The 11,678-nt window shown below is 59.9% G+C and carries 11 protein-coding genes; 3 read left to right on the forward strand and 8 right to left on the reverse strand.

Annotated elements, in window-relative coordinates; translation table 11 throughout:
- From VN887_02140 to VN887_02155, 4 genes are all read right to left on the reverse strand, one after another.
- The coding region (locus VN887_02140; protein HXT38801.1) for a hypothetical protein at positions 1-404 on the reverse strand (404 nt) is incomplete at its 3' end.
- Positions 405-437: 33 nt separating this feature from the next.
- Complete coding sequence (locus VN887_02145) at positions 438-1,016, reverse strand: flavoprotein (GenBank protein ID HXT38802.1); 579 nt, start codon at positions 1,014-1,016, stop codon at positions 438-440.
- A complete protein-coding gene (gene gmk / locus VN887_02150; GenBank protein HXT38803.1) occupies positions 1,013-1,666 on the reverse strand; it encodes a guanylate kinase in 654 nt (217 codons plus the stop codon). The genes VN887_02145 and gmk overlap by 4 nt, the downstream gene beginning before the upstream one ends.
- Entirely contained in the window at positions 1,663-2,544 is an 882-nt protein-coding gene (locus tag VN887_02155; protein HXT38804.1) for a YicC/YloC family endoribonuclease, read from the reverse strand. Before VN887_02155 ends, gmk begins: the two co-directional genes overlap by 4 nt.
- Before the next feature lie 262 nt (positions 2,545-2,806).
- Here VN887_02155 and VN887_02160 point away from each other — a divergent pair, with 262 nt between their 5' ends.
- The 3 genes from VN887_02160 (at position 2,807) to VN887_02170 (ending at position 7,949) form a co-directional block, all read left to right on the forward strand.
- Complete coding sequence (locus VN887_02160) at positions 2,807-5,845, forward strand: c-type cytochrome (protein ID HXT38805.1); 3,039 nt, start codon at positions 2,807-2,809, stop codon at positions 5,843-5,845.
- A gap of 217 nt (positions 5,846-6,062) precedes the next feature.
- Positions 6,063-6,512 carry a hypothetical protein gene (locus VN887_02165; protein ID HXT38806.1) on the forward strand — a complete coding sequence of 150 codons (450 nt, stop codon included), beginning with the start codon at positions 6,063-6,065 and terminating at the stop codon, positions 6,510-6,512.
- Between the two features lie 168 nt (positions 6,513-6,680).
- Positions 6,681-7,949, forward strand: a complete 1,269-nt coding sequence (locus VN887_02170) for a hypothetical protein (protein ID HXT38807.1) — start codon at positions 6,681-6,683, stop codon at positions 7,947-7,949.
- Between the two features lie 190 nt (positions 7,950-8,139).
- Here VN887_02170 and VN887_02175 read toward each other — a convergent pair whose 3' ends face one another.
- The 4 genes from VN887_02175 to VN887_02190 all read right to left on the reverse strand — a co-directional run.
- A complete protein-coding gene (locus VN887_02175) occupies positions 8,140-8,796 on the reverse strand; it encodes an urease accessory UreF family protein (GenBank protein HXT38808.1) in 657 nt (218 codons plus the stop codon).
- 157 nt (positions 8,797-8,953) lie between these two features.
- Positions 8,954-9,874, reverse strand: coding sequence for a DMT family transporter (locus VN887_02180; GenBank protein HXT38809.1), 921 nt, complete (start codon positions 9,872-9,874; stop codon positions 8,954-8,956).
- 97 nt (positions 9,875-9,971) lie between these two features.
- Positions 9,972-11,366 (reverse strand): hypothetical protein, encoded by a 1,395-nt coding sequence (locus VN887_02185; protein ID HXT38810.1) that lies wholly within the window; start codon positions 11,364-11,366, stop codon positions 9,972-9,974.
- Positions 11,367-11,433: 67 nt separating this feature from the next.
- A partial coding sequence (locus tag VN887_02190) for a Gfo/Idh/MocA family oxidoreductase (GenBank protein ID HXT38811.1) occupies positions 11,434-11,678 on the reverse strand: 245 nt, incomplete at its 5' end.

The raw sequence follows: 11,678 nt of genomic DNA on the forward strand, positions 1-11,678 counted from the left end.
GTCACCACTGTCATCGCCCCCCAAAACAGAATATCAATGACTGACTCGATGAGGACCACTTCACGGATCAGCTTGAACGGCAGCTCATCCATCCCGACCAGGATGATTGCCGCGGCCAGATTCACGACGATGTAAATCAGAAAGAACAGTCGCACGGTCAACAGCACGGCCTCGCGGAATGTATAGACGTCGTCAAACCAATTGGACAGGAACAGATACCAGGTCAGCAATGCGATGATCACGCCCTTGATCGGCAGGATGATGTTCCGTTCGACCGATCGGACCCGGGTCGTCTGGTGACCGTAATCCGGTGCCTGGCTGGTCAGCCAGTCCGGCAAACGCAACCAGTCCGGAGTCCGGAAGAAGCCCGCGATCTTCGAATCATGGCGCGTAGCGAAACTCATGGCCTCGGTCCAATCATACGTGGTTTCACTCGCTTACGCCAGCAACTCCAATGCCCGCGCGGCGATTTTTTCCACCTCCCAAAGCCGGCCAAGACCCTCGTAACCGCATGACAACATCCCCTGCTCTGGACCGATGAATTCCGCACCGCGCTCCTTGAGGGTTGCCACATTCTGTTGCGTCGCGGGATGGAGCCACATCTTGCCATTCATCGCGGGCGCAATAAGAAATCTCGCCCGTGGATTCAACGCCAGCGCAATGCATGTCAATGCATCGTCAGCGATCCCATGCGCAAGTTTCGCAAGGTTGTTGGCCGTCGCCGGCGCAATCAGGAGCAGGTCCGCCTCGTCCGCCAGGCGGACGTGCGCCGGCTTCCATCCCTCTTCCTCGTCGTAAAGGTCCGTCACAACGGGATGCCGCGACAGCGTCTTGAACGGCAGCGGTGTGATGAACCGGAGCGCATCCGCGGTCATGACGACGTTCACCTCGGCGCCCTGACGGGTCAGTTGACTCGTCAAATCCGCCGCCTTGTAAGCCGCGATGGAACCGGTCACGCCAAGCACGATATTGGGGCCCGCCGGTTTTGAACCCTCGCGTTTTGACTTTGGAGTCATATCTCCGGTGGCTGCGCACGAACCTGTCTCATTTTCTCCGCGGCCAGAATCATCTGAACACGCCGCAAATCCTCGGGAATGGTGGTGCTGATCAACAGATAATCAAAGTGCTTCCACTGTGCGATCTCCTGGCGCGCCACACTCAAACGTTTTTGGATGGCGCCTTCGGAATCCGCCCCCCGTTTCCGCAGCCGTTTCTCCAGTATGGCCAGACTTGGTGGTGTCAAAAAAACCGAAACAAGCGCGGCGCCAAGCTCGGAATCTTCCGTGGCTTTCTGCCGGATCGCTGCGGCGCCTTGCACGTCGATGTTTAACACCACGTCCCGGCCCTGCCGGAGCTTGTCCAGGACCTCGCACTTCAGCGTTCCGTAGCGGTTGCCAAAAACCGTGGCGTGCTCAAGAAAATCCCCCGCATTCACCCGCTTGAGAAATGTTGCCGGGTCGAGAAAATAATAATCCACGCCGTCCCGTTCACCGGCGCGCGGAGGGCGGGTCGTGCAGGTAATGGCGCGGACGATATCCCCATTCGCTGCCAGTAATTGCTGGCAAAGCGTCGTCTTGCCGCCGCCGGACGGCGCGGAAATGACCAACAGCAATGGGCTGGCCCGCCGTCTGCCACCGTCAACGGTTGCTTGCTTCTCTCCACTCATTCAACGTTCTGCACCTGTTCGCGGAATTTCTCCAGCTCGGCCTTCAACGCCACCACCTCGCGCGAAATCAAACTGTCGTTCGCCTTTGAGCCAATGGTGTTCACTTCCCGGTTCATCTCCTGCGCCAGAAAATCGAGCGTGCGGCCGATCGGGTCCTTTGATTTCACGCAGTCCTCGAATTGCTGAAAATGGCTTTGCAAGCGTGTCAATTCCTCCGAGATGTCGGAACGGTCGGCAAAGTAAACGATTTCCTTGAGCAACCGTTCGTCGTCCACTCCCGGCATTTCCAACCCTGCATTCTTGATCCGATCGCGCAATTGCTCCTGAAAACGCGCCACAACTTCCGGAGCCTGCTTCTGGACGCGCTCGACCGATTTGCGCGCCATGGCAATCCGCCTCTCCAGATCCTTCGCCAGGTGCGCCCCTTCCCGCTCGCGCATCTTGATCAACCCGTCAAGCGCTTTTCTCAAGGACTTCTCCACCGCCTGCCAGAACGCCCCGGCGTCCGCCAGGTCTTCGCCGGTCTGCAGCACGCCCGGCACGCGCAGCAGGGTTTCCAGCGTGACCGGTCCCGCCAGTTTCAGTTCCCTGGCCAGCCGGTTCAATTCCCGCGAATACGCCCGCGCCAGTGCCGCGTTCAGTTTGACCTGACCCGAACAGCTTCCGTCGGACGCGTGCAGCGAAACCTTGACGGTTAACCGACCGCGCGCAATGCGGCGGTTGACCTCGTCGCGAATACGCGATTCCAGTGCTTCCAGTTCCCGGGGCAGATAGACGGAAATCTCGCTCTGCTTCCGGTTCACCGAGGTGAGCTCGACCGTGACCTTGAAGCCGTCCTGGGCGCACTCGCCGCGTCCATAACCCGTCATTGATTTCATCGAGCGGGGAATATGGGGAAAGGCGGCTGAAATGTCGAATGGCGAATTGCCGCGCGTCCGACTGTCTTTGTTTGCCCGACGCGCGGCGCAAAGCGGGGACGACAGATTCACCCGCCGCCGATGCTCTTCCGCAGATTTTTGTCCGCCGGGCCTGTGAAGGATGAAGATGGGGTATTGGAAAAACTCCTTGCCCGCGTTCCACCGTCGGCAATAAGCTCTCCGCTCGCAATCACTTTTCACGTCCGCAGTCATTTTATCGAACATGAACGCAAGCAAACCACCGTTTCCCTTTTTATACCTTGCCGCACTGCTGCTCGTCTCGAATCCGCTGCGCGCGCAAACGCCGGAGTGGATCTGGCACGATAGCAAGGGCAAGGCACCGGATGAGGACGAGGTCCGTTTCTTCCGCAAATCGTTCACGCTTGATAACACCGTGACAAAGGCCGTGATTTCAGTCGCGGCGGACAATGAGGCCATCGTTTATGTCAACGGCCGGCGCGCTGCGCAGAACAGGAGCTGGCAGCATGCCAGCGCGGCCAACGTTACATCGGCACTTGTGAAGGGGGAGAACGTCGTCGCCATCCGCGGAAGAAACAACGGTGGTCCCGCCGGTGTTATTCTGAAGCTGGAACTCACGCTTGCGGACAACCGCAGCGAAACTGTCATTACTGATCCGACGTGGGTCTCCGCCGAAAGGGGAAGCACCGGCTGGGAAAAGCCCGGTTTCGACGCGAGCGCTTGGGCGAAGGTCGCGAGCCTTGGCAAACTCGGCGTGCAACCGTGGGGTGATGTTTTCGTGGTTCCGCACGCCACAACCCCGGAAAAACTGGCCGTGCTGCCGGGGTTCAAAGTCGAACTGATCCGGTCCGCCGAGCCCGGCGAAGGTTCATGGGTCAGCATGACGGTTGACTCGAAGGGCCGCCTCATCATGTCACCCCAGGAAAACGACCCGCGGATGATCCGCGTAACGCTCTCGAATTCTGGCCAGGTCGCGAAGGTTGAGCCGATCAACCTGCCCGTCGGCTCGGCGATGGGTCTGCTTTACGCGTTCGACTGTCTCTACGTCAGCGGCAACGGCCCGGACGGCCTGGGTCTTTATCGCCTGCGTGACACGAACGGCGACGATCAGTTCGACAAAGTGGAATTCCTCCGGAAGTTTGAAGGTGCCGCCGGTGAACACGGCTCGCACGCCGTCGTGCTTGGTCCGGACAACATGCTGTATTACATACATGGCAATTTCGTGAAGCTTCCGGCGGACCTGTCGCCAAACTCGCCACACCGCAACTATGCGGATGACGTGATTCTTCCGCGCATGGAGGATGGCAACGGCTTCGGCGCCGGCAACAAACCGCCCGGCGGTTTCGTGTTGCGGATGGATCGCGACGCGAAGAACTGCGAATTGTTCGCCGCCGGTTTTCGCAACACCTACGACATCGCGTTCAACGCCGACGGCGAACTGTTCGGCTTCGACAGCGACATGGAATGGGATTGGGGCATGCCGTGGTACCGGCCTATTCGCATCGTGCACATCGTCAGCGGCGGCGACTACGGATTTCGCGAGGGCAGCGCGAAGTGGCCGGAATATTACCCCGACAGTCTCCCTCCGGTTGTCAATATCGGCATCGGCTCGCCGACCGGGGTAAGGTTCGGGACGAAAAGCAATTATCCGGAGAAATACAAACGGGCGTTTTTCGCGATGGATTGGTCCTACGGGCGAATCCTCGCCGTTCATCCCACGGAGAACGGCGCGACCTACTCCGGGACGTTTGAAAACTTTGTCGCCCCGCAAGGACTGACTGGCAATGCGCCGAAGGCGACGCTCAATGTCACCGACTTCGAATTCGGTCCTGACGGGGCGATGTATTTCACGACCGGCGGTCGCGGCACACAGGCAGGTTTGTATCGTGTGAGTTACGTCGCGCAGGCAGCGCCACGCTCGGCGGTGTCCCCGTCGCCGGAAGGAAAATCGGCTGCTGAGGCCCGCGCTTTGCGTCACAAACTCGAAGCCTTCCACGGCAAAACGGATCCCGCCGCCATTGACTTCGCGTGGCCGCATCTTGACAGCCCGGATCGTTGGATTCGTTACGCCGCCCGCATTGCCATTGAGAGCCAGCCGGTCGAGCAATGGCAGGCGCGCGCACTGGACGAATCGCGCACCCAGGCGTCACTTACCGCGCTGCTCGCGCTCGCTCGCCGCGGAAATTCTGCGGCGGAGAAGGAGTTGTTGCAGGCGCTGGGCCGCCTGGCCCCCGACCAGCTCGACGAAATGCAGAAACTCGAAGCGTTGCGCGTTCTGGAAGTGGCCCTCATCCGCCTCGGCAGGCCCGATGAGGATACGATCAACGGAATCATCGGCGCTGTGGATCCGTTGTATCCGGCGAAAAGCTTCCCGCTGAACCGCGAATTGTGCCAGTTGCTCGTCTATCTCGAAGCACCCGGAGTCGTGCCCAAGACGCTGGCACTGCTCGATTCAGCGCAGACTCAGGAGGAACAGATTTGCTACATCGTTGCGTTGAGGAATCTGAAGACCGGCTGGACCATGGAGCAACGCAGGCACTACTTCGGCTGGTTCAACCAGAGCCGCGAAGGCATCAGCCACCCGCTGGATACCTTCAAATGGTTTGCCGACGTCGGCCAGGCGTATCACGACGGGGCGAGCTTTCCGAATTTCATCAAAAACATCCGTAAAGAGGCCGTCGCGTCGCTTTCCGACGACCAGCGCGCGGAACTGGCGTCCGTCATCGCGGGTCCGCAAAATGCCACCAAGCCGTCCGCCGTGCAGCGCTCATTCGTGAAGGAATGGAAAATGGATGATCTTGCGCCGGCGCTGGACCAGTTATCGCATGGCCGCAACTTTGCCAGGGGCAAACAGGCCTTCAACGACGCCCAGTGCATCCTGTGCCACCGTTTCGGCAACGAAGGGGGTTCGGTCGGCCCTGATCTCACCGGTGTGTCCAGCCGCTTCAACCCCCATGACATCCTTGAGTCCATCCTCGACCCCTCGAAGGTCATCTCCGAACAATTCCAGAATATCACTGTGACGAAAAAGGATGGCGAAGATCTAACCGGCCGGCTGGTCGAGGAAACAAACGACCGGCTGGTGATCGTCGTAAATCCGCTGGCGCCGGACAGCAAAACGGTTGTGAACAAGAAGGATGTTACCAAACGCGAGGCGTCGAAGGTGTCGCCCATGCCGGAAGGTGCCGCAAACATCTTAACGAAGGAGGATATCCTCGACCTGATTGCCTATCTCCAGTCCAACGGCGACAGGAACGCCGCGGCGTTCGCGGCCGGAAAATAATTTTACGAGGCACTGTGAAAAAAGCGAACCTGAACGACATCTCGTGCGTTGAGCGGTGCCCGCCGGACGCGATATATCATCGCCCCTACCGCGGCCGGGCTCTGGCGCCCGCCAACCCGAAAACCGCCCTTCTTGTCTCCCGATCGAACCGCGCGAGCAACTCCGGCGGCGAGGAACAACCACGACCATCCACGGGCCGGATCCAGCCGGAACCATTATGAACAAAGTCTCCTGCCGGGCATTCCATGGCAGTTTGTTTTGTGCGCTGGCCCTTTCGCTCGCGGGCTGTAAGTCATCCGGTGCGAAAAATGTTCCCCCGACCCAATCGGGATTGCCTGAAGTCACCCTTGCATCAAGACCGGTGAAGGAGATCCAGGCAATCACGCGGGAGTTTTTCGTCGGACGCGGGTATGTTGAACGAGGCTCGGAACACGCTTACGAACAGGTCTTCGACAAGCCGACCAAGAGCGGCCGTGCGAGTAAGGCGCTGCGTGTCCGGCTCAGGCTCGTCCGTCAGACGAACGGTTCCTGGCGTTTCGTCGGAAGACCGATGGGCGTCGAGGCGTGGCGCTCCGACCTAGAATCAGAAGTGGATGTTCCTAATGGCGCGAGCCAGATCCAGGGCTTTCTCGAAGAGATCAAAAACCAGATCGAATCGAATCGTTGAGCGCGCCGTTGCCCGCGCGAGGTGGAAGCGGAGGCCAAGTCGGCGCTTCCTGGGAGGCCCGTCGCGCTGAATTCTGCGGCTGACAACGAACAGCCGATTTGCTCTCCTCTGTCACATACGACACCGAACAAAGACGACCGGGCAACGCTTTAACTCGCGAACGAATCCATGAACACCGTGAAACAACTCCGCACCGTCAAAGGCAACACCTCCACCAAAGTTTCCAACGAACTCTCCCGCACCGGCGGCCTGCTCCGCCTCGCGCCAAACTGGGTGCCGCGCTCTTTTCTGCAACCTGGCCTGCGCATCAAGCTGCATCCCGACGACACGTATGCCTACGGTCTCAACCGTGGCGGCATTGACGAACGCTGGTTCGCCTCGACCACGGTCACCGCCAACGAAGGCCGCGCGGCAGACGAGGGCTTGAGTTACTGCGTCGTCGGCAAGGAACGTTTCACGCTGAAGCAGGCGGTGAACGATTGCGGCGCGACGCTCGTCGGCAAGTCGATCTGGAAGAAGCATGGCAAGTGGCCCGTCTATTCCAAGTTCTTCGATAACATGGGGCCGATCCCGCACCACATGCACCAATCGGCCAGACAGGCCAGGCTCGTCGGTCAGGAAGGCAAGCCCGAGAGCTATTACTTCCCGCCGCAGCACAACAACGTTGGCAATAATTTTCCCTACACCTTCATGGGCCTCGAACCTGGCACCACCAGGGCTCAGGTCCGCCGGTGCCTCGAAAACTGGAACAAAGGCGACAACGGCATCCTCGACCTCTCGAAGGCGTACCGTCTCAAGGTCGGCTCCGGCTGGCTCATTGATCCGTGCATTCTCCACGCGCCCGGCAGCCTTTGCACCTACGAGCCGCAATGGGGCAGTGACGTCTTTGGCATGTATCAAAATCTCGTCGAAGGCCGCGAAGTGCCGTGGAGCCTGCTCGTGAAGGACATGCCCCGGAGCAGGCACCATGACCTCGACTTCATCGTGGACCAGCTCGATTGGGATAAAAATGTGGACCCGAGATTCAAGGACCACCACTACCTCGAACCCGTCCCCGTGGCCGACACGCGCAAGGAAGGTTGGGTGGACCGTTGGATCGTCTATGGCAAGGTCGATGGCCAACAGCTCTTCACTGCCAAAGAACTCACCGTCAACCCGGGCGTGAACGCGACCGTGCGCGACAACGGCGCCTATGGACTCATCTGCGTGCAGGGCAGCGGCAGAATCAATGGCCAGCCCTTGGTCAGCCCCAAACTCATCCGTTTCACCGAACTGACCGAGGACGAATACTTCTGCACCGAGGACGGCGCGAAGGCCGGCGTGACCTTCGAGAACACGAGTGAAACCGAGCCGCTCGTGACGCTCCGCTACTTCGGCCCCGAAGTTAATCCCGATGCTCCGGCGATGGGAGCGCACCGGAAGAACAGATTCAATTGAAGACCCCGCCGCCGGAAATGATTGCGAACGGTGACAGGGGAAACGCCCGCTTCTATTCACCCTTCGAAAGGAACGCGCAGGTCCCAACGAACGACGGGGAAAAATGACAGACCGCATCCGGCCTGTTCACGTGCAAGCTTTGGGAATGGCGCATGCCCGTTCTGAGCGAAGAATCGCCACTGAGGATTTTTCAACCGATCAGCGCCCATGAGGCCGTCGCCGAGGTCATTGCCGTGTTGATCGCAGCAGGGAAATCCGCGAACAACTCATCAACGACCTCCAGGCAATCGGACTCGGCAAGCGCCATGCCGCGCGCCGCCGAATAAATGAAGCCGCGGGTTGTTTGCTGCGCGTAACTCAACAGGGCCTGTCGCAACGGCAGCGAATAGAGTGAAAGGATCAAACCGTAAACCACGGTGTGCCAGCCGTGCGCCTCTCCGGCCTGGACGGCGCGCAGGTAACGCTGGACCAGCCGCTGATCGCGCAGCGGACGCAGGCGCTTGAGCTGCGCCTTCCCCGCGCGCTGGCTGGCCGCGGCGAATGCCTCCAGCAACGGTTCGTGCGCGAGCCGGCGATCCAATTCGATCAACTCGCGAACCTCAAAAAGGCCGGCGTGTCTGTGCGCCTCGCAAATGGCGGGCAGTTCCAGAGGATTGAGAACCTGCGTCTGGTATGCCCGCAGAAACTTCCGAAGCGAGGGCAGATCGGTGACGCGCTGAAATGCCTGCGACGTTGCTCCGCCGAGTGCAACCAGCCCCTCCGTGGAGCCTATTTGTGCGGCCAGCAGCCCGGCATCGCCGAAAAAATCTTCGACGACCTGCTGCGCGGTTGTCGGCTGGTGGGTCACGTCAATTCCCGGTAAACCGAATCGCTTTCCGAAATCTGGCGCGACGCTACGCCGATTTGCGCGCGCGCGCCAGACGGAAAGGGAATTCGGCGAAGATTTTTTCGCGCGCGAAAGCGAGTTTTTGCTTGCGTCGCGACATGGGAAAGACGTGCGCGAGCTAACGCGCCAGAGCCAGACTGATCGCCCCCGCGACGGCAACGACACCGCCGGCCACCGAGCGCGGACCCGACCGCTCGCCGTCCATCAGGTGCGCAAAAGGAATGACCACCAGCGGCGTCGTGGCGACGATGGCCAGCACCACGCCGCTGGGCGCAACGCCCAGTGCCCACTGGTAACAGCCCACGCCAACCGTTGGTCCGGCAAGACTATTCAACACCACCCACAGCCAGATCGGAACCGATTTGAATTTTGCCCTCGAGAATTCGGCGGCATTGCCGGCGGCGCGATTGTTTTGGCGCTTCTTCCACAGGATCCACAGCGACGGCGGCAGGGCGAACACGAGGCCCCCGAGGATTCGTTGGTACGCCGCGGTGAGGCCATCGATATCTTGTCCACCCGCCCTCGCGACGGCGTAGGCTTTGCGGCTCACCACCGCGCCGCCGCCCTGGCCAATGGCCGCGATCAATCCCAAAACAATGCCGGCGACCAGGACGTTGCGCGGAATGTGCAGGTGTTCACCCGGCGCGAGCGCAAGGGCGACTCCCGTCAAGATCACGGCCGAAGAAACGAGCTGCGCGGGCGAGAGAGTGGTGCCCATCCAGAGCCACTCCACGAGCGTCGCGAACGGCGCAGCCAGGCAGTGAACCATCAGAATGGTCAGGCGCGGGCCGAGACGCGGCAGCGCCTGATAAAGCGCGAGATCACCGAAACCGAAACCGACGCAGCCGCTCAGAAAAAAGACCGGAAAGGCGCCGCCGGCGAGTCCCTTTCCGAACGCGTGCGCCCAGATCGCCAGGAGGATCGTTGAAAGACAGAGCCGGTAAAGGTTGGCCGGAATGCCACCGAGGACGCGCGTTGTGCGATTCGCAAACACGACCGACAGGGAAAAGAGAATTGTCGCGAGAAACGCGGGAAGCATTTTCAGTGGTCTGCAGCGGCGGAATTCATTTCACGAGAGAATGCGGGAAGCCACAAACTTTGCAAACCAGGATACAGCATCGAGGCAAAGCGCCCTGTCATCGGATTCCGTTTTTCACGGGATTGCTGGCCCCATTGTCCTTCACGAACTGCGGTCGCGCGAGGAACCGGACGAAGCGACTGCGCTGGAGAGCGAAAGTCAATTTCAACCCGCGCGACTCCGGTCGTGGTTTCAAGAATACAGCCTGCTCGACGTAATCCTGGTTGCCATGCTGGACGATCTCGATTTCGCGTCCGTCCTGGTCAACCGCTTGTACGACGCTCAATCGATGGCTTTTCAATTCAGGGCCGAGTTTCAACGCGAGTGAATACACTTTGTTTTTGTCCTCGCCCCACCACTTCGCGACCCATTTGAATGAGCCGGAATGGTCGGTGTTTGGACTGGCGAGCGCAATCAACCGGATCGCGATGCCATCGTGCCGCCAGTTGTTCGTCAAATCGGTGAGTTGACCGAAAGCCGGCAACTGAATCGGAGGAGCTTCCCAAAGTTCATCCGCGCTGAAACCGGCTGTGCGGACGCATTCAGCCTCAAGTTTCCACGCGTCTTCACCCGGCCAGAGCGCGCCGAAAAATTCCACCGTCCCGTTGGTGGCCCAATCGAGGTCCTGATCGACAAAATCCAGGTACGGAGACCACCGGTTGCCCGTGACGTCGGAAATGGTGAGCTTTTGGATGCGCCAGCTGCCGTTCGCCGGCCGGTCGGCCTCGGTAAAATCAAACGCGACGCGGGTTTTGCGCGGTGCCGTTTGTTCATCGCCGCGACCGCGGTTGCCCGACATTCGTCCGCCACTTTGGAATTCGCCGAGCGTGACCGCGAGATTTCCATCGCTTTTTGTGGAAGGCCACGGCTCGGGAGTCCATTGCGGGTAATCCGCGCAAGCGGGATTGCGGACAACGAACTCGGCCGCATTCGTCCAGCCGCCGTCGGCGGTGGGGGCAAGAAATCTGAGGCCGACCGTTTTACTGCGTCGCGGAAAAGCGCGGATTTGCCACCCTTGCGCAACTTCGCCTGGGAATCCAAGCGTGTTGGCCCCCCAACTCGCATCGTAGAAATTGCCCTGCTCGTCGAAAACGCGAAGTCTGGCCAATGACGAGTTGATTACGCCGCCACGGTTCACTGTGATTGCAAACAAGTTCGCGTTTCCGTCGTTTCCAAAGCCAAAGCTGCCGCTGCCGGACGAAAAGAACCGATTTCTCACGAACGCCGGCATGATGGGCCCGATAAGCCGCTGCAGTCGGTTGCCGGTTTGATGATGGTATTGGAACCCGTTCGTGAACGCGACCTGCCGAAGTTCCAGTGTCGATCCGTCCGGCAATCTGCGTACGACGCCCACTTCATTTGCGGGTCCGCGCGTCCGCAAAAACAGCGCGACGGCAACCAGGCCCAGGGCCGTGATCAAACCGATGACCCACCTTGACCTGTTCGCGCCCATCGTTGCTTTGTGACAAAAAAGCGCGAAACAACTCGCGTCATCCCGCGCCCTCGAATTTGATGAGCGGCTACTTCGCCCTCTTCACCTTCACCCACTGCTTTGACTTGCCGGACTGGAGCACGGCATCGACGACGTAGTCCGTGGCGAGGCCGTCCTTGAAATCGGGCTTCGCAGGTTTGCCATCAGAAAGGCCCTGAAGGAAGTCTGCGACCTGATGAACGAAACTGTGTTCATAGCCGATCTGCAATCCGGGCACCCACCAGTGCTTCATGTAAGGCTGGTCGCCGTCACTGACATGAATGCTGCGCCAGC

Origin of the sequence: Candidatus Angelobacter sp., from assembly GCA_035607015.1 — a bacterium.
GTDB lineage: Bacteria > Verrucomicrobiota > Verrucomicrobiia > Limisphaerales > AV2 > AV2.

What these genes read in the sequence shown, in the direction of transcription:
- VN887_02145 (HXT38802.1), bottom strand. Translation starts at nt 1,016, where the DNA reads ATGACTCCAAAGTCAAAACGCGAGGGTTCAAAACCGGCGGGCCCCAAT.
- gmk (HXT38803.1), bottom strand. Translation starts at nt 1,666, where the DNA reads ATGAGTGGAGAGAAGCAAGCAACCGTTGACGGTGGCAGACGGCGGGCC.
- VN887_02155 (HXT38804.1), bottom strand. Translation starts at nt 2,544, where the DNA reads ATGAAATCAATGACGGGTTATGGACGCGGCGAGTGCGCCCAGGACGGC.
- VN887_02160 (HXT38805.1), top strand. Translation starts at nt 2,807, where the DNA reads ATGAACGCAAGCAAACCACCGTTTCCCTTTTTATACCTTGCCGCACTG.
- VN887_02165 (HXT38806.1), top strand. Translation starts at nt 6,063, where the DNA reads ATGAACAAAGTCTCCTGCCGGGCATTCCATGGCAGTTTGTTTTGTGCG.
- VN887_02170 (HXT38807.1), top strand. Translation starts at nt 6,681, where the DNA reads ATGAACACCGTGAAACAACTCCGCACCGTCAAAGGCAACACCTCCACC.
- VN887_02180 (HXT38809.1), bottom strand. Translation starts at nt 9,874, where the DNA reads ATGCTTCCCGCGTTTCTCGCGACAATTCTCTTTTCCCTGTCGGTCGTG.
- VN887_02185 (HXT38810.1), bottom strand. Translation starts at nt 11,366, where the DNA reads ATGGGCGCGAACAGGTCAAGGTGGGTCATCGGTTTGATCACGGCCCTG.